This is a genomic window from Streptomyces sp. NPDC043876, assembly GCF_056435825.1.
The window spans coordinates 745180-766928 of sequence record NZ_JBWKDV010000002.1 but is presented as its reverse complement, the minus strand read 5'-3'; the positions used below and the strand labels follow the sequence as shown (position 1 = coordinate 766928).

The following is a 21749-nucleotide window of genomic DNA, read 5'->3' as shown; positions in this document are numbered from 1 at the left end:
GACGGGCCCCGTTCCTACTGCTTGTCGAAGCGGTGCTGGGGCTGCGGCTGCTGGCCGCTGCCCGCGCCACCGCCCTCGATGGCCTGCTGCTGCGCGGACGGGCCGCCCGCCAGCTCCTGCTTCATCCGGGCCAGCTCCAGCTCGACGTCCGTACCGCCGGAGAGGCGGTCCAGCTCGGTCTGGATGTCGTCCCGGGAGCCCAGGCCGCTCTGGTCGTCCAGGGCGCCGGAGGCGAGCAGCTCGTCGATCGCACCCGCGCGCGCCTGGAGCTGGGCGGTCTTGTCCTCGGCGCGCTGGATGGCGAGGCCGACGTCGCTCATCTCCTCCGAGATGCCGGAGAAGGACTCCGCGATCCGGGTCTGGGCCTGGGCCGCGGTGTAGGTGGCCTTGATGGTCTCCTTCTTGGTGCGGAAGGCGTCCACCTTGGCCTGGAGGCGCTGCGCCGCGAGGGTCAGCTTCTCCTCCTCGCCCTGGAGCGTCTGGTGCTGCACTTCGAGGTCGCTGACCTGCTGCTGGAGCGAGGCGCGGCGGGACAGGGCCTCGCGGGCCAGGTCCTCGCGGCCGAGCGCCAGCGCCTTGCGGCCCTGGTCCTCCAGCTTGGCGGACTGTCCCTGGAGCTGGTTGAGCTGGAGTTCCAGGCGCTTGCGGGAGGTCGCGACGTCGGCGACCCCGCGGCGGACCTTCTGCAGCAGTTCGAGCTGCTTCTGGTACGAGTAGTCGAGGGTCTCGCGCGGGTCCTCGGCCTTGTCGAGGGCCTTGTTCGCCTTCGCGCGGAAGATCATCCCCATACGCTTCATGACACCGCTCATGGGCTTCGCGCGCCCCCTTCTGAAGGACATTCGGCTCGTGGTGACCTACAGAACCCACAGTACGGGCCCTGTCTCCATTACCGCACTGTTCCGGTACGGATGCGCTCCTCCTCCAGGACGACTCCCGCTCCGCCCCGTCACGCTGGAGGAGTAGGTGGCCCCCGGGAGGCGGGCGCGCGACGGGCGGACCCGTCACCGGTAAGACGCCCGCCGTTGCGGGATCGTTCCCCGCCGGGGTGGGGGGCGTGCCCGCGACCACGTAGGGTTGGTTTCGTGTTTGGTAGCCGCTCCTCCAAGGAAGAGAAGGCCGCCGCCACCGACAAGGTGAGCGCCGACCTCTCGCAGACCCGTGACCCGCAGGCCCCGAAGGGCCGCCCGACGCCGAAGCGTGCTGTGGCCCAGTCGCAGCGCAAGGCCGTGGTGGCCTCGACCGGCAATCGCAAGGAGGATGCCAAGCGCGCCCGTGAACGCCGCCGGACCGAGATGGCCAAGCAGCGCGAGGCCCTCGCCAGTGGCGACGAGCGTTACCTGCCCGCCCGTGACAAGGGCCCGGTCCGCAAGTACGCCCGTGACTTCGTGGACTCCCGCTTCTCCGTCGCCGAGATGTTCCTGCCGCTCGCGGTGATCATCCTGGTGCTGAGCATGGTCCGGGTGCCCTCGATCCAGAACATCGCCCTGCTGCTGTGGCTCGGCGTGATCGTGCTGATCATCATCGACTCGATCGGCCTGTTCATCCGCCTGCGCAAGGCGCTGAACACCCGCTTCCCGGACGAGCCGAAGCGCGGCGCCGTCGCGTACGGCCTGATGCGCACGCTCCAGATGCGCCGTCTGCGCCTGCCGAAGCCGCAGGTCAAGCGTGGGGAACGGCCCTGACCGCAGGGCCGTCCGCAGCCGCGGGCGACGGCTTCGCGGCCGGCGCCCGGCTGTGGCTGGAGGGGCTGGGGGGCCTGCGTAACGCGGTCCGCCAGGAACTCGTCGGCCGTCAGGTCGACGAGCAGATAGCGCAGCGCTTCCCCGTCGGGCAGCGGCTGCGCGTCCTCGACGTCGGCATGGGCCAGGGCACCCAGGCCCTGCGCCTGGCCCGGGCCGGGCACCGGGTGACCGGCCTGGAGCAGGACCCCGCCATGCTCGCCGTGGCCCGCGAGGCGCTCGCCGGCGAGCCGGCCGGAATCCGCGACCGCGTGCAGCTGATGGAGGGCGACGGCCGCGAGACCGGCGTGCACTTCCTGCCGGGCAGCTTCGACGTGGTGCTCTGCCACGGCGTCCTGATGTACGTACCGGAGCCCGACGCCATGCTCGCCGGGCTGGCCCGGATGCTGGCCCACGGCGGCCTGCTCTCGCTGCTGGTGCGCAACGGCGACGCCCTCGCGATGCGCCCCGCGCTCTGCGGTGACTGGACGGGCGCGCTGGCCGCCTTCGACACCGTCGGCTACACGAACCGCCTCGGCCTGGACGTACGGGCCGACCGGCTGGCCACGCTCACCGCGACCCTGTCCGGGATCGGCGCGCCGCTGCAGGCCTGGTACGGCGTACGGGTCTTCACCGACGGCAGCGAGGCGGGCGAGGCGCTGCCGCCCCAGGACCAGCTGGACCTGCTGCTGGCGGCCGAGGACCGGGCCGGGCGCACCGACCCCTACCGCGGGGTCGCGGCGCTGCTGCACCTGTGCGGGGTTCGGGGCTGAACCGCGCGGTCCGGGGGCCGGGCCCCCGGACCGCCGCCCGGCGCCTCAGGCGTCCAGGGCCTCGCGCAGGCTCATCGTGTACAGCTCGGTGCCGCCGTCGTCGGACAGCTTCACCCGCTCCGTGCCGCCTTCCAGCAGTTCCTTCCAGTACTCGCCGACCCAGGACTCCGCGTCGCCCTGCGTGGTGAATTCCTCCGGCGTCACCGCCGGGGTCGACTCGCTGCCATCGGCCGTCTCGAACCGCCAGGTCCACGCCATGTCCGCCTCCGTTGCTCGTCCGGCACCCGTCCGGTCCGCGGCCGGGTGCTCCCCGTGAAGTCTGCCCGCAGACTAACCGCGCGCGCAGCACTCTCGCGGACGCGGGAGGATCATCGGGTGGAACTGACTCTGCTGGGCACCGGCACACCCGAAGGACTGCCCCGCCCCGGCTGTCCCTGTGCGGCTTGCGCCGTCTCCGTGGGCACCCGGGCGCGCGCCGCCACCGCCGTCCTGATCGACGGCGCGCTGCTGCTCGACCTCGTCCCCGGCGCCGTACTGGCCGCCGCCCGGGCCGGGCATTCGCTGGGCGGCGTGCGCCAGGTGCTGCTGACCCATCCGCACGACGGGCCCGCGGTGGAGCTGCCGCAGGGGCTGCCCGCCGCGGGGCGCGTGCCGGACGGGCAGCGGCTGGCGGTGATCAGCGGGCACCGGGTGCGGGCGGTGGCGATGGACGCGCCGGGCACCGGGTACGAGGTGACCGGGCCCGACGGCGACCGGCTGCTCTACCTGCCGCCCGGCGGGGCGCCCGCCGGCACCGACGGGACCTCCGAGCAGCCCTACGACATGGTGCTCCTGGACGTGCTGGGGCGTCCCGAGGCGCTGGCCCGGCTGCGGGCGAGCGGCGCGGTCGGCCCGGCCACCGACGTGATCGCCGTCCACCTCGACCACGACGTGCCGCCGGGCAGGGAACTGGCGCGCCGGTGCGCGGCCGCGGGAGCGCGGGTGGTGCCGGACGGGACCACGCTGACCGCAGGCGCCTACCACGCGGTGCCGGACGTGCCGCGGCGCACGCTGGTGCTCGGCGGCGCCCGGTCGGGCAAGTCCCTGGAGGCGGAGCGGCGATTGGCCGGTTTCCCCGAGGTCCTCTACGTCGCCACGAGCGGCACCCGCGAGGGCGACCCGGAGTGGGCTGCGCGGGTCGGGCTGCACCGGGAGCGGCGGCCCGGCGCCTGGCGGACGGTGGAGACCTGCGAGCTGGTGGAACTGCTGGAGGACGACGGCGCGCGCGGCCCGGCGCTGCTGATCGACTGCCTGGCGCTGTGGCTCACCGACGCGATGGACCGGGTCGGCGCCTGGGACGACGCGGCGTGGGCGGCCGGTGGCCGCAAGGAGCTGCTGGCGCGCACGGCGGCGCTGGTGGAGGCCGTCCGTACGACCCGGCGCCGGGTGGTGCTGGTGAGCAACGAGGTGGGGTCCGGCATCGTCCCCGCGACCGCGTCGGGGCGGCGGTTCCGGGACGAGCTGGGGCGGCTGAACGCGGCGGTGGCGGCGGAGTGCGAGCACGTCCTGCTGGTGGTGTCCGGCCAGCCGCTGGCGCTCAAGGACTGACGGACCGCCAGGAGCCCGCGGCCCGCCCGGCGTCGCCGCCGCCGAGGGCGCGGGCTCGGCGGCCGCGCGGGCCGCGAACCCGCGGGCGGCCGGGGCACGGACCGGCGGGCGGTCACGGGTACTCTTCGGCAGATGACCACGCTGAATCTCGACGACTTCTCCGATCTGATCGAGCGCCCCGACGGGGGCGTCCGGCGAGACGCCGAGGAGCGCCGCGAGCGGCTGGCGGTGCCCGTGGGGGCGCTGGGGCGCCTCGACGAGCTGGCCGAGTGGCTGGCGGCGGCGCAGGGCTCGGTACCGGTGAAGCCGGTCGCGCGCCCGCGCGTCGTGCTGTTCGCCGCCGACCACGGGATCGCGGCCGGGGGCGTCTCCGCTCGCCCCGCCGGCTCCGCCCACCTGCTGGTGCGCTCCGTGCTCGACGGGAACAGCCCGGTGTCGATCCTGGCCGCCCGCTTCGGCGCGGGGCTGCGGGTCGTGGACGCGGGCCTGGACTGCGACCCCGGGCTGCTGCCCGAGGACGTCGTCAGGCACCGGGTCCGCCGGGGCAGCGGGCGCATCGACACCGAGGACGCCATGACGGTCGAGGAGGCGCGGGACGCCCTGCGCCTCGGCATCGCGATCGCCGACGAGGAGGCCGACTCCGGTACGGACCTGGTCGTCCTCGGTGATCTCAGCGTCGGCGGCACCACCGTGGCCGCCACCCTCGTCGCCGCCCTGTGCGGAACGGACGCCTCCGTGGTCACCGGGCGCGGCGGCGCGCCCATCGACGACCTGACCTGGATGCGCAAGTGCGCGGCGATCCGTGACGCGCTGCGCCGCGCCCGCCCGGTCCTCGGGGACCAGGTGGCGCTGCTGGCGGCGGTCGGCGGGGCGGACGTCGCCGCGATGACCGGGTTCCTGCTCCAGTGCGCGGTGCGCCGTACGCCGGTGATCCTCGACGGGATCGTCTCGGCGGCCTGCGGCCTGGTGGCCCAGCGGGCCGCCTTCCGCGCCCCGGACTGGTGGCTGGCGGGCCAGGCGAGCGGCGAGCCGGGCCAGGCGAAGGCGCTGGACCGGATGGCGCTCAACCCGGTGCTGGACCACGGCGTCACTGTGGGGGAAGGAACCGGGGCGTTGCTCGCCCTTCCCCTGGTCCAGGCGGCCGCCGCACTCGCGGCGGACCTCCCGGAGCGGACGGCCGAACCGGCCGGACCCGCCGCGCCGACCCGGCCGGCCGAAGCGGCCGGGCCGTCGGCGCAGTAACGGGTCGGGGACCCTTGGCGCCCTGACCCGGCCCGGGGTCCTCCGGCCCTTCGGGGGAAGGCGGGCCCCATATCATCGCTTTTCATGGGAGAGGTCCGTTTGACCAGCGCAGACACCGACCGGAACACCGACCGCGGACCCGGCGGCGTTCCGAGCGGCAGGAAAGACTCCGGCGCGGACGCCGGAAAACCGGGGGCCGGGGGCCGCGACACCGGCAGGGGGAGCGCCCGTTCGCGGCGCAGCGCCGCCTTCGCGGTGTGGTACCTGCGGGCCGTGACCTTCGTCAACTTCCTCAGCGCGGTGTGGCTTTCGCTCGGGCAGGACCTGCGCGACCACAACACCGCCGACTTCTACACGCCGTACCTGCTGACGGCCGGTTTCGCGTCCGGCCTGTTCTCGCTGATGCTCGCGGTGACGATGGGCCGCCGCAAGCGGGCCGCGTGGATCCTGAACCTGGTGCTGAGCGGGCTGCTGCTGCTCGCCTTCGCGCTGGTCACCTTCACGTCGTACTACCCCGAGTTCCGTCAGCACGCGCAGAACTGGATCTCGCTGGTCCTGACCGCCTCGTTCGTCGGGGCGCTGCTGCTGGGCCGCAAGGAGTTCTACGCGCGCGGCGACCGCTCGAACCCGAAGCTGGCGACCGTCGTCGGGGCGGTGGGGCTGCTGCTGACCTCGCTGGTCGCGGCGCTGCTGGTGGGCGCGACCAACGACGCCCCGGACCAGTCCGGGGTGACGTTCCTGACCCGCTGGCGCTACGGCGTGATGCGGCTGGTCACGCTGGCCCCCGACGACCAGGCGCTGAGCGGGATCAGCACGCCCGCCTGGGTGGACGTCTTCATCAACGTGATGTCGACCGTGCTGCTGCTGGCGGTGCTGTTCGCCGCCTTCCGCTCCCGCCGGGCGGTGGACCCGCTCACCGAGGCCGACGAGGAGCAGCTGCGCGCGCTGCTCGCCAAGCAGGGCGACCGCGACTCGCTGGGCTACTTCGCGCTGCGCCGCGAGAAGAGCGTCATCTGGTCCCCCACCGGCAAGGCCGCGGTCACCTACCGGGTGGTCGGCGGGGTCTCGCTGGCCTCCGGCGACCCGATCGGCGACCCCGAGGCGTGGCCCGGGGCGATCGACCCGTGGCTGGCCGAGACCCGGGAGCACGGCTGGGTGCCCGCGGTGATGGGCGCCAGCGAGGAGGCCGGCACGATCTACGCCCGGCACGGCCTGGACGCCCTGGAGCTGGGCGACGAGGCGATCGTGGAGACCGACGAGTTCACGCTGGACGGCCGCGCGATGCGGACCGTCCGGCAGGCCTACAACCGGGTCAAGCGGGCCGGGTACACCGTGCGGATCCGGCGGCACGAGGACATTCCCGCCGAGGAGATGGACGTCCTGCTGCAGCGGGCCGACGACTGGCGCGACGGCGCGACCGAGCGCGGCTTCTCGATGGCGCTGGGCCGCCTCGGCGATCCGGCGGACGGCCAGTGCGTGATGCTGGAGTGCACCGACGGCAACGGCGACCTGCGCGCCGTGCTGTCGTTCGTGCCGTGGGGGCCCAAGGGCCTCTCGCTCGACCTGATGCGCCGTGACCGGGATTCCGAGAACGGTCTGATGGAGTTCATGGTCATCGAACTCCTGGAGCGCTCCAAGGAGATCGGGGTCACCCAGGTCTCGCTGAACTTCGCGATGTTCCGTTCCGTCTTCGAGCGCGGCTCCAAGCTCGGCGCGGGCCCGGTGCTGCGGATGTGGCGCTCGCTGCTCAGCTTCTTCTCCCGGTGGTGGCAGATCGAGTCCCTCTACCGGGCCAACGCCAAATACCGGCCGATCTGGGAACCGCGGTTCATGCTCTTCGAGAAGAGTTCGGACCTGCTGCGGATCGGCATCGCGGCGGGTCGCGCCGAGGGCTTCCTGGAGGCTCCCGGCCTGCCGAAGTGGCTGCACCGCAGACACCTGGAGACCCGTCGTTGACCGCGAGGACCGCATCCTCCCTGCGGCGGTTCGCCCGCCGTGAGTGGGGGCCCCTGTACCGGACCGTGCGGGACGCGCTCGCCGCCAAGCGGTGGCGGGCGGTCCCGATGTCGCTCGGTGCGGTCGCCCTGACCTCGGTCTTCCAGATCCTGCAGAACCAGCCGTGGGGCTTCCAGCCGGTGCAGAACCTCGGGTCGGTGAAGGCCGCCGACCCGTTGTGGCTCGCGCTGATCCGCACCCCGCTCTCGCTGTTCGTGCCCGCCCTGGACCTGCCGGTCTGGGGCGCGTTGCTGCAGATGCTGCTGGTGTTCGGGATCGCGGAGATCTGCATCGGCTGGTGGCGGACGCTGCTGATCGGGTACGTGGCCACGCTGGCGGGGACGACGTACGCGCGGATCGGGCTGTCGCTGAGCCCGGAGCACCCCTTCGGGCTGCCGCTGACGGACCGCGTCGTCAACGACACCGGGCCCTCCGCGGCGGTCGTCGGCCTCGCGGTGTTCGTGTGCTGGCGCTACCGGGCGTACGTCACCGGGGGCCTGGTGATCGCCGCCATGATCATCGAGGTGGCGGTGAAGAACAACCTGGCCGGCAAGGAGCACCTGGCGGCCATCGCCGCGGTCATGGTGGTGTGCCTGGTCCGCGCCAGGTGGGGAGCGCGCCGCCGCGACGTCCCGCCGGGGTGCGGGCCGCCGCCCGGGGCGCCGCCCGCCCGCTCCTCGCCGGGCGGCCCGCACGCCGTACCGTAGCCTCCCGTGACCACACCCTTCGGGCCGCCCCTGGCCGGTACCCGGCACTGGATGCGCGCCCACCCGCTGGCCACCGACGCCCTGCTCTCCCTCGGGGTGTTCGTCGCCATGGTCCTCATGTCGTTCGCCGACCCGCACGGACCGCACGGCCAGCCGACCTTCGGCACCCGCACCCCGCACGTCCTGTCGCTGGTGCTGATGGTCCTCGCGGCGGCCGCCCTCGTGCTGCGGCGCCGCCACCCGCTCGGCGTGCTCGCCGCGACCAGCGCGCTCGCCCTGGCCGAGCTGGTCACCGGGGAGCCCCGGGCGCCCGTGGCGATGGGCGCGGTGATCGCCCTGTACACGCTGGGCGCGCGCACCGACCGGCCCACGACCTGGCGGGTCGGCCTGCTGACCATGGCCGGGCTGACCGGCGTGGCGATGCTCGCGGGGCCGCTGCCCTGGTACGCGCAGGAGAACCTCGGGCTGTTCGCCTGGACCGGGATGGCCGCCGCCGCCGGGGACGCCGTCCGCAGCCGGCGCGCCTTCATCGACGCGATCAGGGAGCGGGCCGAGCGCGCGGAGCGGACCCGCGAGGAGGAGGCCCGGCGCCGGGTCGCCGAGGAGCGGCTGCGCATCGCCCGCGACCTGCACGACGTGGTGGCGCACCACATCGCCCTGGTCAACGTGCAGGCCGGAGTGGCCGCGCACGTCATGGACAAGCGCCCCGACCAGGCCAAGGAGGCCCTCGCGCACGTCCGCGAGGCCAGCCGCTCGGCACTGAACGAACTGCGGGCCACCGTCGGGCTGCTGCGCCAGTCCGGTGACCCGGCGGCCCCGACCGAGCCCGCGCCGGGGCTCGCCGTGCTGGACGCGCTGGTGGACACCTTCCGCCACGCCGGGCTGCCGGTGGACGTGGTCGTCCAGCTGGGCCCGGAGGGCGGGGCCGCGCTGCCCGCCGCCGTGGACCTGGCGGCGTACCGGGTGATCCAGGAAGCGCTGACGAACGTGCGCAAGCACGCCGGGCCCGGGGCCCGCGCCGAGGTGAGCGTGGTCCGGGTCGGCGGTTCGGCCGAGGTCACGGTGCTCGACGACGGCGGCACGGGCGCGGACCCCTCGCCCGCCCCCGTCGACCCCGGGGGCGGCCACGGGCTGCTCGGCATGCGGGAGCGGGCGGGGGCGCTGGGCGGCTCCTGCTTCGCCGGGCCCCGCTACGGGGGCGGCTACCGGGTGCACGTCATCCTGCCGGTGTAGCCCCTGCGGTCACGCCCCCTCAGCAGGCCTTGCGCCAGGCGTCCAGGTCGTACTTCTTCAGCAGCGAACTGAGCCCCAGCTCCTTGGAGCGGGCGCAGAACCGGCCGAGCGGCAGCTCGTACTCGACGTGGAAGACGGCCTTGCCCGCCGCCACGAAGGGGGTCAGCCGCTCGCACTCCGCGTACTGCGCGCACTGCTCGTTGACCGCGAAGTCGAAGTCGCCGACGAGCTGCGGGATCTGGTCCAGGTCGTTCTTGAGGCCGACCGCCATCCCCCGGTCGTGCGCCAGCTTCGCGATCAGCCGGTTGTAGCGCAGCTGGTCGTCGGCGGTCAGCGGGAAGCCGGTGTCGTTGCGGTAGCCGTCCATGTTGTCCGGTTCCACGGCGTCGAAGCCCTTGTCCCGGCACATGTCGAACCGCTTCGCGATCAGCGGTTCGAGGGCGGCGAGCCGCCGGACGTCCAGCCAGCGCTCCCCCTCCCAGCCGTTGCCCTTGCCGAGCATCTCCTTCGGGAAGTCGGCCGCGTCGGGCCGGAAGTCCTCCCACGCGCCGGTCGACAGGTAGCAGACGGCCTTGCGGCCGTCCTTCCTCAGGCCCGCGACCTGCTCCGCGCTCGTGGTGAAGCCGTCCACGTCGTAGACCGGCACGTCGACCGAGGTGTCCAGCTTCCCGGTGAGCTGCCACTGCCAGCCCAGGCCCGGCCGGGGCTGCCAGCGCTCCCCCGGCGCCCGGGTGGGCGCCGGATCCGGTCCCGGGCCGTCGTCGCCGTCGTCCTGCGGGCCCGCCGTACAGGCCGCGAGCAGCAGCGCGGGCAGCAGCCACAGCAGGCGCCACCGCGGCCCGACTCCGGGCGTCCTACTCATCCCGCGGCCTCCAGCGCGTACGGCAGCGTCCCCCACGGGTGCGCCCCGGTGCCCGGCACCGCGCAGTGCACCGCCGCCCCGCGCTGCGCGGCCAGTTCGGCGGCGGGCGCGCCCGGCGGGACCGCGTACACCAGGTGGCAGAACCGCTGCGCGGGATGGTCCGCGGTCCACGGCGGGGCCGCCGCCGCGTCCCGGTAGGCGTCCCACGGGCCCTCGAAGGTGACCAGCAGATCGGCGAGTTCGGCGTAGCCGGGATGCGGGTGCACCCCGTGGTTGAGGACGAGCGTACGGGCGCCCGCGGCCCGGGAGGCGACGGCGAGCCGCCGGTAGTGGGCCAGCTGGTCCGCCTCGGCGGCGGCCTGGTCCAGGAAGGCGCCGTCCGCGCCGTACCACTCCCGGTGGCGCAGCAGGTCCTGGACGACGGCCGCGTGCGGGCGCCGCCCGTAGTCGGTGTCGGCGTAGCCCAGGACGGGCACGCCCGCCGCGCGCAGCCGCTCCGCGACCGCGGCGAACCGCGCGTCGGGGGCGGCGCCCGGGCCGCTGTCGGGGTTGAGCACAACGGAGTGCAGGCGGCCGGCGGCGCGGATCAGCGCCTCCCAGGCCTCCGGCCGGTCGGCGGGGTGCTCGTACAGGGGCACCAGCAGCATGGGTTCCTTCACTTCTCTCGGGTCATGTCAGCGGTGCGCCGTCGCCCGGCCGAGGAGTACGCAGACCAGCGCGGCCAGCGCCACCGCCGCCGTCCCCGCCACCACCAGCTGGACCAGCCGCGGCTGGCCGAAGCCGGTCAGCAGGGCGAGGCTCTGTGCGGCGGCGGCCGTCGCGCACACCCCGGCCGCGGCCCGGACCGCGCCGAAGGACTGGAGCAGCAGCCCGGTCCACATCACGGCGCCGAGCAGCAGCAGGGTCGCCACCCGGACCCAGGTGAGGCCGGGCGCCCCCGGCCACAGCAGCGTTCCGGCGGCGCCGAGGGCCAGCAGCACCGTGAGGTACGCGGCCAGGCAGCGGGCCAGGGTCGCCAGCATCCGCCCCCAGAACCCCCGGGCGGAGCGGGCGGCTCGCAGCCCGGCGAGGGAGCCGCTGCGGAAGCGGTGGAGCAGCCATTCGGCGGGGCCCATGCTGAGGGTGAGGGCCACCGCGGAGGGGGCCGCGACCGCCTCGGCGGGGCCGCCCGCGAGCACCTCGCCGAGGGCGGCGTAGAGCACGAGCAGGCCGGTGCCCAGGCCGAACACCCCGAAGGGCACCGAGTCCGCGAGTCGGGGCCCGCGCGGCGCGAACTCCTCCTCGGCGCCCCGGAGCATCCGCCAGCGCACCGTGCCCTCGCCGGGCCCCCGCCGGATCCGGCCGCGGACCCGGCGCACCGCCGCCCGCGCCCCGGCGGCCAGCGGCAGTTCCCGCAGGGCGAGGGCGCAGGCCGCGGCCAGGGACAGCGCGAGCAGCCCCACCCGGGCCGGGGTGGGCAGGCCGACGGTCAGCGAGAGCACCGCGCCGGCCGCCATCGGCAGCAGGGCGCACAGCAGCAGCCGCTCCCGGCCGAGCACCAGCAGGACCGTCGCGGCCCCGACGTACAGGGCCTGCCCGGCGGCGAAGGCGGACGAGAAGGCGGGGCCCCCGGGGACGGCCAGCGCGGCGGCGCTGCCCAGCAGGGCGCCCGCCGGGGCGCCGACGAGCAGGGTCCGCCCGGCGGCGGCCCGGTCGCCCAGGCCCAGCCAGGAGTAGGCACGGTGGGACAGGGTCTGGTCCCACACCCAGCCGATCAGCGCCCCGGCGAGCAGGGTCAGGGTGCCGGCGGGCAGCCCGAGCCGGTCGGGCGGCCCCTCCAGCAGGGGCGCGCCCAGGATGTAGGCGAGCCCCGGCAGCGCGAAGATCACCCCGCGCAGCAGGCAGCCGGTGAGGGAGACCTTCCACGGGTCGGGGGCCTCGGCCGGTTCGGGGAACGAGCGGGGCACCCGGGCGTACAGCTCCTCGGCCAGCGCGAAGGAGTCGTGGCGGCCGTAGGCGAGCCGGATGTGCTCGTCCGTCATGCCGTCGGATTCGAGGACCGCGGCGATCTCGTCGGGGTGCACGGCGGCGGCGACGAAGGGACCGAACCGCTCGGCGAGTTCGTCCATCGGGTCGGCGGCGGACGCCCCCGGCCCGGCGCGCCGGGGCCGGGGGACGGCGGGCAGCGTGTCGCCGCCGGGGATCTTGAGCCAGAGGGAACCGCTCACCACAGGCTCCCGTCGGCGGCGAGTTCGCGGTACCAGGGGTCGGCGAGGCGCTGGGTCCAGTCGTCACCCGCGTGGACGGGCAGCAGGGGCTGCCCCGCGAGTTCGCGGTAGATGTGCCGGAAGCCGTCCACGGACTGGTGGAGGGTGAACTTCTCCACCACGCGCCGGCGCGAGAGCCGCCCGAGTTCCGCGCGGCGGGCGTCGTCGCGCAGCAGGGCCAGGGTGGCCTTCGCCATCAGTTCGGGTTCGCGGGGCGGCACGACGAGACCGGTGTCGCCGACGGCTTCGCGGACCCCGCCGACGTCGGTGGAGACGGTGGTGCGCCCGCAGGACATGGCCTCGATGATGCTGAAGGGGAAGCCCTCGCTGATGCTGGAGAGCATCACGATGCTGCCCGCCGCGTAGGCCTTCGCGACCTCCTCGATGCGGCCCTCGTAAGAGATCCCGTCGCTCACGCCCAGTTCGGCGGCGAGCTTCTCCAGCCGCAGCCGGTAGTCCTCGCAGCCCGCGGGGACGGGGCCGAAGAGCCGCAGCCGCAGGGCGGGCAGCTCCGCGCGCATGAACGCGTAGGCGCGGATGAGGGTTTCGAGGTCCTTGATCGGGTCGATGCGGCCGCACCAGCTGAGGGTGGGGACCTCGGGTTCGGGCCCGGCGTCGGGGAAGGCGTGCGGATCGACGCCGTTGTAGACCGTGCGGATCTTCTCGGAGGGCGCCCCGCCGCGCTCCTCCCAGCGCCGGTTGTACTGGTTGCACGGGGTGATCAGGTCGGACTCCCGGTACCCCTCGGAGTTCAGCTCGCGGTAGAAGCCGAGCATGAGCGCCTTGACGGGCCAGCGCTGCGCGGCGGTGCGGTAGCCGAGGTAGCGCTCCCGCAGGTAGATGCCGTGCTCGGTGAGCAGGAACGGGACCCCGTCGAGGCGTTTGGCAGCGAGCGCCGGGAGGGTGGCGAGGCCGCTGCTGACGGCGTGCGCGACGCTGTCGGGCGGGATCCGCACCGCGAGCGGGCGCAGCGCGTGCTCCAGCAGGTCGGTGGCGGTGAGCGCGTCGTGGATGGTGGGGGCCGCGCCCGCGGTGGGCAGCTCCGGGCGGGTCCACACGGCCATGAGGGTGCGCAGGACGGTCTCGGAGCGCAGGGCGGTGGCGAGGAGGCCGTTGCGGGCGTGCAGGGCGAGTTCGTGCAGCGCGGCGGAGAAGGCGGCGTTGCCGGGGCCGGGCGCCGGGGCGAGCAGCGAGAGCAGGAACTGCTCGTAGGTCTCGGTGAAGCGGCGGTGGGCCCTGCCCCGCAGGGTCCGGCGGCGGCCGCGGCCGGGGGCCGGTCCCCAGAGGGGCACGGCGGTGTGCCGGTAGACGTTGCGCGGCAGTTCCCAGGTGACCGGCTCGCGACCCGAGCCGGTGAGGGCTATGACGTTGAAGTCGACCTCCGGCATGCCGCGGACGAGCTGGTCGCACCAGGTGCTGACGCCGCCGTGGACGTGCGGGTAGGTGCCTTCGGTGAGCATGGTGACATGACGCCCATGGCTCATGCGGTGTGTCCCCCCAGGACGGAAAAGGGGCCGGCGTCCGTGGGTTCGCGGAGCGCCGGCGCTGTGGTGCTGCGTGTGGGCGGGTGGTGCGAGGCGCTGCCCGCGCCTCGTCGTACGGCCGTGCGGCCGGCGGCCGGGCGGTCCGGCCGGGCAGCGCGGGCGGGTCGGGCGGGACGGGTCAGCTGGGCAGCTTGAGCGTCACGGCGGACTGGAGGACCTCCGGTGAGGTCCAGGCGGAGCGGTTGCCCGCGTAGGCCGTGCCGAAGACGGAGGTGCCGAGCAGCATCTGCTTCCTGGTGCCCTCCGGGGCGGTGACCGGCGCGAGGACCCCGCCGGGGGCCTTGACCGTGACGTCGGTGCCGATGCGGTAGGCGGTGACCTGGCCCGCGGCGAGCGCCCTGTCCCAGGCGGCCCGGCGGCTCAGCTCGACTCCGGAGTCCTTCTGGCTCTGGTTCACGATCGGGGCGCTGGGCGCGTACAGGGTCCGGTAGGTGTCGAGGACCTGGTCGAGGACGGGGTAGAGGGTGCGGTCCTCGGCGAGGTTGGCCTGGTGCACGTAGTGCGGCCGGGGGTCGTTGGAGAGCACGTGCCGCAGGGCGGTGCGGGCCTCCTGGGGGACGATGTAGCTCAGGAACCCGGTGTTCGTGTCGAGGGCGGCGGGCAGGCAGGTGGAGGTCGCCGGGTTGTCCTCGCACGCCCCGCTGCCGCCGTCGGCGCGGCTGGTGTAGATCCAGTTGTACTCGTCGGCCATCTCCGCGTTGGTGCCCGTGTTGTAGTACACGTTCATCGGGTACCGGGGCACGGTCTGGGCGGCGCCGACCGCCCGCATGGCCGGCTCGCGGGAGTTGTCGCTCGCGGTCCACTTCACGCCGTTGTCGGCGAGCGCCGGGGCCAGGTTGGGGTTGTCGACGGGCTGCTGGGGCGCCACCTTGAGGCCCGAGTGCTCGCCGGTGACCAGTTCGGAGCGGTCGGTGGTGATCCCCTTGGACGCGGCCCAGTTGTTGTTGTCGCTGATCTGCTTCGAGATGTCGGCCCTGCTGGTCCACTGGACTGCGCCCAGGGAGTTGGTCTGGCAGGTCCAGGGGTTGGTGGCGACGTTCTGCAGGCACCCGAGGAACAGGTGCGTGTAGGTGTGGTTGACCCAGCGGTACTTCGCCTTGTCCGCGAGGAGCTGGGCGGTGAGCGCGTCGGTGTTGCCGTGCTCGGCCTTCCACTCCTCCCCCGCGCCGGCGTTGAAGACGATGTCGAGCTTGAAGTTCCTGCCCGTCTGCCACTGCGCGAGGTACTGCGCGTCGGCGGCGGTCATCCGGATCTCGCTCTCCTGGCCCTCGCCGCCCGCGCAGGCGTAGTCGCCCGGCGTGCAGTTGAGGTCCTTGCTCCAGCGCGCGTCCGGGGCCAGCACGTCGTCGACGTGGACCGCGAAGTAGCTGCGGCTCTGGCCGAGGTGGACGCCCTGGGTGAGCCACTCGACGATGCCGCGGGCCAGCAGCCGGAACTGCTGCTGGTACTGGTTGTAGCCGAAGGTGACCACCAGTTCCTTGCGGCCGTCGTGGGCGTACTCGCCGACGAGGGAGGCCCGCCCGGCGCCGACCGGGGCGTCCAGGTAGCTGGTGTAGCCCGTCCGCGGCTTGGCCATGAAGCCGTAACTCTCCGGAATCAGCGGCGAGTTGTCCTCGAAGGCGACCTGGCCCCCCAGGTAGCCGAAGGGACCGGCCCTGCCCGCCGCCGTGACGGCCGCCTGCGTGCCGTCGAGCGTGCCGCCGTACCCCCCGTTGTCCGTGTACTCCAGGCCGACCTCCGGGTGCGCCCAGGTGTAGGCGTCGACCTGGCGGATGCCGTACGTCGTCTCGTAGGCGCCGAGCGCGGCCATCTCGGCCGAGCCCGCTCCGAACGGGTTCTCGTTCGGCAGCACGACGCCCTGGAACTTGGCGCGCGGACGGCCGTCGACCGTGTCCGCGAGGTACGCCGCGTCGATCACCGGGCGGCTGCCGCTGCCCAGGTCGACACGGGTGAACGGAACCCCGCTGCTCGCGAGTTCCGCCGTGATCGCCTGGACGGAGCTGCCGCCGTCGTCGACGACCAGCACCTTCAGGTCGATCCGTGGCGCCGTGACCGCCTGCGCGGTCGCGGCGGGTACCGCGACGGACGTGATGGCAGCCGCTGCACACACGGCGGCGAGCCTGTACATCCTGCTCTTACTGACCATTTCGGCCTTCCCCCCGCAGGCATCCCCCGGCTGCGGCCTTGTGGCGGTCGGCCGGTCCGAGGAGGCTCTGTGGAAATCATGCAAAGGGACCCCGCGTCCCCTTGCGAGAGTGGCTCGAGTCTCTCGGACCTGCTCAGGTGTAAACGGGAAACCTGGAACGGAGACCACGGATGGGTGAACCTCCCGGCCTCCGGATCGAACAACTTGACAAACCTTCGAGTGCCGTACGGACGAGCCCGTACGCGTAGGCTCATTTCTGGCGGCCGCCGAGCCGGAATACGATCGCTGCCGGAACGGCCGGCGATCCCGACCCGACCGCAGCCTCACACCACATAGACGGAAGCGAGACTTCACCACCGTGACTGCTCTGACTCTCAGCACTGCCGGCGCTGCGACGCTGCGCGCCGACGCCCTCGTGGTCGGCGTGGCGAAGGGCCCCAAGGGTCCCGTAGTCGCCGCCGGCGCCGAGGCCGCGGACAAGGCGTTCGACGGAAAGCTGGGCGCCGTGCTCGAAGCCCTCGGTGCCTCCGGCGCCGAAGGCGAGATCACCAAGCTGCCCGCCCCGGCCGGCCTGAAGGTCCCGGTCGTGCTGGCGGTCGGGCTCGGCCCGGTTCCGGACACCGACGAGTCGTACGACGAGGAAGCCCTGCGCCGCGCCGCGGGCGCCGCCTCGCGCGCGCTGCACGGCACCAAGAAGGCCGCCTTCGCGCTGCCGCTGGACGACGCCTCCGCCGTGACCGCGGTCGCCGAGGGCGCGCTGCTGGGCGCGTACGCCTTCACCGCCTACCAGGGCGGCGAGAAGAAGGGCGCGAAGAACGGCGGCCCGAAGCTGCCCCTCGCCGAGGTGGCCCTGCTCGGCGCCAAGCCGCGCGACAAGGAGCACAAGGCCGCGGCCGAGCGCGCCGTGATCGTCGCCGCCGAGGTGAACATCGCCCGCGACCTGATCAACACCCCGCCGAACGACCTCACCCCCGAGGCCTTCGCCGCCGTCGCCTCCGCGACCGCGAAGGAGAACGGCATCAAGGTCCAGGTGCTGGACGAGAAGGCGCTCGTCAAGGGTGGCTACGGCGGCATCATGGGCGTCGGCAAGGGCTCCGAGAACCCGCCGCGCCTGGTGAAGCTCTCCTACACCCACGCCAAGGCCGAGAAGACCCTCGCCTTCGTCGGCAAGGGCATCACCTACGACTCGGGCGGCATCTCGCTCAAGCCGGCCGGCCACAACGAGACGATGAAGTGCGACATGTCCGGCGCCGCCGCCGTGTTCGCCGCCGTCGTCGCGGCCGCCAAGCTGGGCCTCCAGGTCAACGTCACCGGCTGGCTCGTGCTCGCCGAGAACATGCCCTCCGGTTCCGCCACCCGCCCGGGCGACGTGCTGCGCATGTACAGCGGCAAGACCGTCGAGGTCCTCAACACGGACGCCGAGGGCCGCCTGGTCCTGGGCGACGCGCTGACCCGCGCCTCGGAGGAGAACCCGGACGCGATCGTCGACGTCGCGACGCTGACCGGCGCGATGGTGCTGGCCCTCGGCAACCGGACCTTCGGCATCATGGCCAACGACGACGCCTTCCGCACCTCGATCCACGAGATCGCCGAGGAGGTCGGCGAGGCCTCCTGGCCGATGCCGCTCCCCGCCGACCTGCGCAAGGGCATGGACTCCCCCACGGCCGACATCGCGAACATGGGCGAGCGCATGGGCGGCGGCCTGGTGGCCGGCCTCTTCCTCCAGGAGTTCGTGGGCGAGGGCATCACCTGGGCGCACCTGGACATCGCGGGTCCCGCCTTCCACGAGGGCGCCCCGTACGGCTACACCCCGAAGGGCGGCACCGGCTCGGCCGTGCGCACCCTGGTGCGGCTGGCCGAGCGGACGGCCACGGGCGACCTGGGCTGACGTACCGCTGCGCGGCGGTGAACCGAGAGTGAGGGGGCGCCCCCGGGACCCGGCCGAGGTCCCGGGGGCGCTGACTTTCGGCGCTGTGTTCACTCTCGACGAAAATCCACGGCTCCGTAGGTTTCTACGCCCGGGTAACCGTCGGTTCGGGCGGAACGACCCGTCGCAGGCCGGGCCCGGCGTCCCGCGTTCCCCCGACAAATGCGAAGATGGGTTCTCGGCAGGACAGGGCCCCCACCACAGGGCCGAAGAAAAGCGGCCGTTACCAGCCGCCGCCCGGTCCCAGAGGGCCGGCGCCCGGCGCACATGCATGGAGGACGTGACGTGGCGAACGACGCCAGCACCGTTTTCGACCTAGTGATCCTCGGCGGTGGCAGTGGCGGTTACGCCGCGGCGCTGCGGGCCTCCCAGCTGGGTCTCGACGTTGCCCTGATCGAGAAGAACAAGCTCGGTGGCACCTGCCTGCACAACGGATGCATCCCCACGAAGGCTCTGCTGCACGCCGGCGAGATCGCCGACCAGGCTCGCGAAGCGGGCCAGTTCGGTGTAAAGGCCACCTTCGAGGGCATCGACATCGCCGGTGTCCACAAGTACAAGGACGAGGTCATCTCGGGCCTGTACAAGGGTCTGCAGGGCCTGGTCGCCTCCCGCAAGGTGACCTACATCGAGGGAGAGGGCCGCCTCTCCTCCCCGACTTCCGTCGACGTCAACGGCCGCCGTGTCCAGGGCCGCCACGTCCTGCTGGCGACCGGCTCCGTGCCGAAGTCGCTGCCGGGCCTGGAGATCGACGGCAACCGCATCATCTCCTCGGACCACGCGCTGGTCCTGGACCGCGTTCCGCAGTCCGCGATCATCCTGGGCGGCGGCGTCATCGGCGTCGAGTTCGCCTCGGCGTGGAAGTCCTTCGGCACCGACGTCACCGTCGTCGAGGGCCTCAAGCACCTCGTCCCGGTCGAGGACGAGAACAGCTCGAAGATCCTGGAGCGCGCGTTCCGCAAGCGCGGCATCAAGTTCAACCTGGGCACCTTCTTCGACAAGGCCGAGTACACCGAGAACGGCGTACGGGTCACCCTCGCCGACGGCAAGACCTTCGAAGCCGAGGTGCTGCTGGTCGCCATCGGCCGCGGCCCGGTCTCGCAGGGTCTGGGCTACGAGGAGCAGGGCGTCGCGATGGACCGCGGCTACGTCCTGGTCGACGAGTACATGCAGACCAACGTGCCGACCATCTCGGCCGTCGGCGACCTCGTCCCGACCCTCCAGCTCGCGCACGTCGGCTTCGCCGAGGGCATCCTGGTGGCGGAGCGTCTGGCCGGTCTCAAGACCGTCCCGATCGACTACGACGGTGTGCCGCGCGTCACGTACTGCCACCCCGAGGTCGCGTCCGTCGGCATCACCGAGGCGAAGGCCAAGGAGCTGTACGGCTCCGACAAGGTCGTGGTGCTCAAGTACAACCTCGCGGGCAACGGCAAGAGCAAGATCCTGAAGACCGCGGGCGAGATCAAGCTCGTCCAGGTCAAGGACGGTGCCGTGGTCGGCGTCCACATGGTCGGCGACCGGATGGGCGAGCAGGTCGGCGAGGCCCAGCTGATCTACAACTGGGAAGCCCTGCCGGCCGAGGTCGCGCAGCTCATCCACGCGCACCCGACCCAGAATGAAGCGCTCGGCGAGGCCCACCTGGCCCTGGCCGGCAAGCCGCTTCACTCCCACGACTAATCCGCAGTCACGGGCGCGACGACCACTTCCGCACTTCCCCAAGCTCTCGACTTCGCTCGAGCTGGGGGAGACCCCACCGTTAGGAGCAACTGAAACCATGTCGGTTTCCGTAACCCTTCCGGCGCTCGGTGAGAGCGTCACTGAGGGCACCGTCACCCGCTGGCTGAAGGCCGAGGGCGAGCGCGTCGAGGCCGACGAGCCGTTGCTCGAGGTCTCGACCGACAAGGTCGACACCGAGATCCCCTCTCCCGTCGCCGGCATCCTCGCGTCCATCAAGGTCGCCGAGGACGAGACCGTCGAGGTCGGCGCCGAGCTGGCCGTCATCGACGACGGCAGCGGCGCCGAGGCCCCGGCCGCGGCCCCCGCCGCCGAGGCCCCCGCGGCTCCGGCCCAGGAGGCCCCGCAGGCTCCCGAGGCCGCTCCGTCCACCGAGGTCGAGACCCCGGCTCCCGCTCCGACGGCCGAAGCGGCCGCCGGCGGCGGTTCCGCCGAGGGCACGGACGTCGTGCTCCCCGCCCTGGGCGAGTCCGTCACCGAGGGCACCGTCACCCGCTGGCTGAAGCAGGTCGGCGAGTCGGTCGAGGCCGACGAGCCGCTGCTGGAGGTGTCGACCGACAAGGTCGACACCGAGATCCCGGCGCCGGTGTCCGGCACCCTGCTGGAGATCCTGGTCGCCGAGGACGAGAACGCCGAGGTCGGCGCGCGTCTGGCCGTCATCGGCGTGGCGGGCGCGGCTCCCGCGGCCGCTCCGGCCGCCCCGGCCCCGGCTCCCGCCGCCCCGGCCCCGGCTGCTCCGGCCCCGGCCGCCCCGGCTCCGGTCGCGGCGCAGGCTCCGGCCGCCGCTCCGGCGCCGCAGGCCGCTCCGGCCGCCCAGGCTCCGGCTCCCGCCGCTCCGGCCCCGGCCGCCCCGGCGCCCGTGGCCGCCGCTCCGGCTCCGGCCGCCCCGGCTCCGGCTCCGGTCGCCGCCGCCGCGCCGGTCACCCCCGCCCCCGCCGCGCCGGCCCCCGCCGGTGACGAGGGCGCGTACGTGACCCCGCTGGTGCGCAAGCTCGCCTCGGAGTCCGGCGTGGACCTGTCCACGGTCTCGGGCACCGGCGTTGGTGGCCGCATCCGCAAGCAGGACGTCCAGGCCGCCGCCGAGGCCGCCAAGGCCGCCGCCGCCGCTCCGGCGCCGGCTGCCGCTCCCGCCGCGAAGGCCCCGGCCGCCGCGGTGTCCGAGCTGCGCGGCCAGACGGTCAAGATGACCCGCATGCGCAAGGTCATCGGCGACAACATGATGAAGGCGCTGCACTCGCAGGCGCAGCTCAGCTCCGTGGTCGAGGTGGACATCACCAAGATCATGAAGCTGCGCGGCCAGGCCAAGGACTCGTTCCTGGCCCGTGAGGGCGTCAAGCTGTCGCCGATGCCGTTCTTCGTCAAGGCCGCGGCCCAGGCGCTGAAGGCCCACGCGGTCGTCAACGCCCGGATCAACGAGGACGAGGGCACCATCACCTACTTCGACTCGGAGAACATCGGCATCGCCGTGGACTCCGAGAAGGGCCTGATGACCCCGGTCATCAAGGGTGCCGGTGACCTCAACCTGGCGGGCATCGCCAAGGCGACCGCCTCGCTGGCCGCCAAGGTCCGCGGCAACAAGATCACGCCGGACGAGCTGTCGGGCGCGACCTTCACCATCAGCAACACCGGCTCGCGCGGTGCGCTGTTCGACACGGTCATCGTGCCGCCGAACCAGGTCGCCATCCTGGGCATCGGTGCCACGGTCAAGCGCCCGGTGGTCATCGAGACCCCCGAGGGCACGAACATCGGCATCCGCGACATGACGTACCTGACCCTGTCCTACGACCACCGCCTGGTGGACGGCGCGGACGCGGCCCGGTACCTCTCGGCCGTCAAGGCGATCCTGGAAGCCGGCGAGTTCGAGGTCGAACTCGGCCTCTAGCAGTGCCGTTGCTGTAACGAGCCTCACCGTCGGCGCCCCCGTCCGGAATACTTCCGGGCGGGGGCGCCGCCGTATTGTCTAGGCACGGCTCCCGCTCCTCCCCACCGCCCGAGTCCGGTCCGCACGGCCCTGTACACCCATCAGGAGATGAAGACC

Annotated in this window: 17 protein-coding genes; 10 read left to right on the top strand and 7 right to left on the bottom strand. The window is 73.5% G+C overall.

What is annotated here, in order from left to right:
• Positions 1 to 14 precede the first annotated feature (14 nt).
• A complete protein-coding gene (locus AC0693_RS08545) occupies positions 15 to 809 on the bottom strand; it encodes a PspA/IM30 family protein (protein ID WP_356409650.1) in 795 nt (264 codons plus the stop codon).
• A gap of 273 nt (positions 810 to 1082) precedes the next feature.
• On the opposite strand from AC0693_RS08545, the gene AC0693_RS08540 reads away from it, so the two are divergent.
• On the top strand, positions 1083 to 1682 hold the full coding sequence (locus tag AC0693_RS08540) for a DUF3043 domain-containing protein (protein WP_356409647.1): 600 nt from the start codon (positions 1083 to 1085) through the stop codon (positions 1680 to 1682).
• Positions 1683 to 1747: 65 nt separating this feature from the next.
• Complete coding sequence (locus AC0693_RS08535; RefSeq protein ID WP_468471178.1) at positions 1748 to 2491, top strand: class I SAM-dependent methyltransferase; 744 nt, start codon at positions 1748 to 1750, stop codon at positions 2489 to 2491.
• Between the two features lie 45 nt (positions 2492 to 2536).
• Here AC0693_RS08535 and AC0693_RS08530 read toward each other — a convergent pair whose 3' ends face one another.
• Positions 2537 to 2749 (bottom strand): hypothetical protein, encoded by a 213-nt coding sequence (locus tag AC0693_RS08530; RefSeq protein ID WP_356409644.1) that lies wholly within the window; start codon positions 2747 to 2749, stop codon positions 2537 to 2539.
• A 117-nt stretch (positions 2750 to 2866) separates the two neighbouring features.
• On the opposite strand from AC0693_RS08530, the gene AC0693_RS08525 reads away from it, so the two are divergent.
• From AC0693_RS08525 to AC0693_RS08505, 5 genes are all read left to right on the top strand, one after another.
• Positions 2867 to 4078 carry a bifunctional adenosylcobinamide kinase/adenosylcobinamide-phosphate guanylyltransferase gene (locus tag AC0693_RS08525; RefSeq protein ID WP_478801291.1) on the top strand — a complete coding sequence of 404 codons (1212 nt, stop codon included), beginning with the start codon at positions 2867 to 2869 and terminating at the stop codon, positions 4076 to 4078.
• Positions 4079 to 4210: 132 nt separating this feature from the next.
• On the top strand, positions 4211 to 5320 hold the full coding sequence (cobT, locus tag AC0693_RS08520; protein ID WP_478801290.1) for a nicotinate-nucleotide--dimethylbenzimidazole phosphoribosyltransferase: 1110 nt from the start codon (positions 4211 to 4213) through the stop codon (positions 5318 to 5320).
• Positions 5321 to 5575: 255 nt separating this feature from the next.
• Positions 5576 to 7276 (top strand): phosphatidylglycerol lysyltransferase domain-containing protein, encoded by a 1701-nt coding sequence (locus tag AC0693_RS08515; protein WP_478801368.1) that lies wholly within the window; start codon positions 5576 to 5578, stop codon positions 7274 to 7276.
• Positions 7273 to 8022, top strand: a complete 750-nt coding sequence (locus AC0693_RS08510) for a hypothetical protein (protein ID WP_468471098.1) — start codon at positions 7273 to 7275, stop codon at positions 8020 to 8022. The genes AC0693_RS08515 and AC0693_RS08510 overlap by 4 nt, the downstream gene beginning before the upstream one ends.
• Positions 8023 to 8073: 51 nt before the next feature.
• The gene (locus AC0693_RS08505) at positions 8074 to 9255 is read left to right on the top strand and encodes a sensor histidine kinase (RefSeq protein ID WP_478741469.1); all 1182 of its coding nucleotides are present in this window, start codon (positions 8074 to 8076) and stop codon (positions 9253 to 9255) included.
• Between the two features lie 19 nt (positions 9256 to 9274).
• Here AC0693_RS08505 and AC0693_RS08500 read toward each other — a convergent pair whose 3' ends face one another.
• The 5 genes from AC0693_RS08500 to AC0693_RS08480 form a co-directional block, all read right to left on the bottom strand.
• A complete protein-coding gene (locus AC0693_RS08500; protein WP_478801289.1) occupies positions 9275 to 10117 on the bottom strand; it encodes an endo alpha-1,4 polygalactosaminidase in 843 nt (280 codons plus the stop codon).
• Complete coding sequence (locus AC0693_RS08495; RefSeq protein ID WP_356409627.1) at positions 10114 to 10764, bottom strand: spherulation-specific family 4 protein; 651 nt, start codon at positions 10762 to 10764, stop codon at positions 10114 to 10116. Before AC0693_RS08495 ends, AC0693_RS08500 begins: the two co-directional genes overlap by 4 nt.
• A 27-nt stretch (positions 10765 to 10791) precedes the next feature.
• Positions 10792 to 12324, bottom strand: a complete 1533-nt coding sequence (locus AC0693_RS08490; RefSeq protein ID WP_478801288.1) for a hypothetical protein — start codon at positions 12322 to 12324, stop codon at positions 10792 to 10794.
• Positions 12321 to 13847, bottom strand: a complete 1527-nt coding sequence (gene pelF / locus AC0693_RS08485; protein ID WP_356409621.1) for a GT4 family glycosyltransferase PelF — start codon at positions 13845 to 13847, stop codon at positions 12321 to 12323. Before pelF ends, AC0693_RS08490 begins: the two co-directional genes overlap by 4 nt.
• A gap of 178 nt (positions 13848 to 14025) precedes the next feature.
• A complete protein-coding gene (locus AC0693_RS08480) occupies positions 14026 to 16053 on the bottom strand; it encodes a hypothetical protein (RefSeq protein ID WP_469336545.1) in 2028 nt (675 codons plus the stop codon).
• Between the two features lie 358 nt (positions 16054 to 16411).
• Between AC0693_RS08480 and AC0693_RS08475 the strand changes: the two genes are divergently transcribed.
• The 3 genes from AC0693_RS08475 to sucB all read left to right on the top strand — a co-directional run bounded on the left by AC0693_RS08475 (position 16412) and on the right by sucB (position 21593).
• Positions 16412 to 17941: a leucyl aminopeptidase gene (locus AC0693_RS08475; RefSeq protein WP_478801287.1), complete on the top strand. Its 1530-nt coding sequence runs from the start codon at positions 16412 to 16414 to the stop codon at positions 17939 to 17941.
• 324 nt (positions 17942 to 18265) lie between these two features.
• Positions 18266 to 19654, top strand: coding sequence for a dihydrolipoyl dehydrogenase (gene lpdA / locus AC0693_RS08470; RefSeq protein ID WP_469319244.1), 1389 nt, complete (start codon positions 18266 to 18268; stop codon positions 19652 to 19654).
• Between the two features lie 97 nt (positions 19655 to 19751).
• A complete protein-coding gene (gene sucB / locus AC0693_RS08465; protein WP_478801286.1) occupies positions 19752 to 21593 on the top strand; it encodes a 2-oxoglutarate dehydrogenase, E2 component, dihydrolipoamide succinyltransferase in 1842 nt (613 codons plus the stop codon).
• Positions 21594 to 21749: the final 156 nt, after the last annotated feature.

What these genes read in the sequence shown, in the direction of transcription:
- cobT (WP_478801290.1), top strand. Translation starts at nt 4,211, where the DNA reads ATGACCACGCTGAATCTCGACGACTTCTCCGATCTGATCGAGCGCCCC.
- AC0693_RS08545 (WP_356409650.1), bottom strand. Translation starts at nt 809, where the DNA reads ATGAGCGGTGTCATGAAGCGTATGGGGATGATCTTCCGCGCGAAGGCG.
- pelF (WP_356409621.1), bottom strand. Translation starts at nt 13,847, where the DNA reads ATGAGCCATGGGCGTCATGTCACCATGCTCACCGAAGGCACCTACCCG.
- AC0693_RS08505 (WP_478741469.1), top strand. Translation starts at nt 8,074, where the DNA reads ATGCGCGCCCACCCGCTGGCCACCGACGCCCTGCTCTCCCTCGGGGTG.
- AC0693_RS08500 (WP_478801289.1), bottom strand. Translation starts at nt 10,117, where the DNA reads ATGAGTAGGACGCCCGGAGTCGGGCCGCGGTGGCGCCTGCTGTGGCTG.
- AC0693_RS08495 (WP_356409627.1), bottom strand. Translation starts at nt 10,764, where the DNA reads ATGCTGCTGGTGCCCCTGTACGAGCACCCCGCCGACCGGCCGGAGGCC.
- AC0693_RS08530 (WP_356409644.1), bottom strand. Translation starts at nt 2,749, where the DNA reads ATGGCGTGGACCTGGCGGTTCGAGACGGCCGATGGCAGCGAGTCGACC.
- AC0693_RS08480 (WP_469336545.1), bottom strand. Translation starts at nt 16,053, where the DNA reads ATGGTCAGTAAGAGCAGGATGTACAGGCTCGCCGCCGTGTGTGCAGCG.
- sucB (WP_478801286.1), top strand. Translation starts at nt 19,752, where the DNA reads ATGTCGGTTTCCGTAACCCTTCCGGCGCTCGGTGAGAGCGTCACTGAG.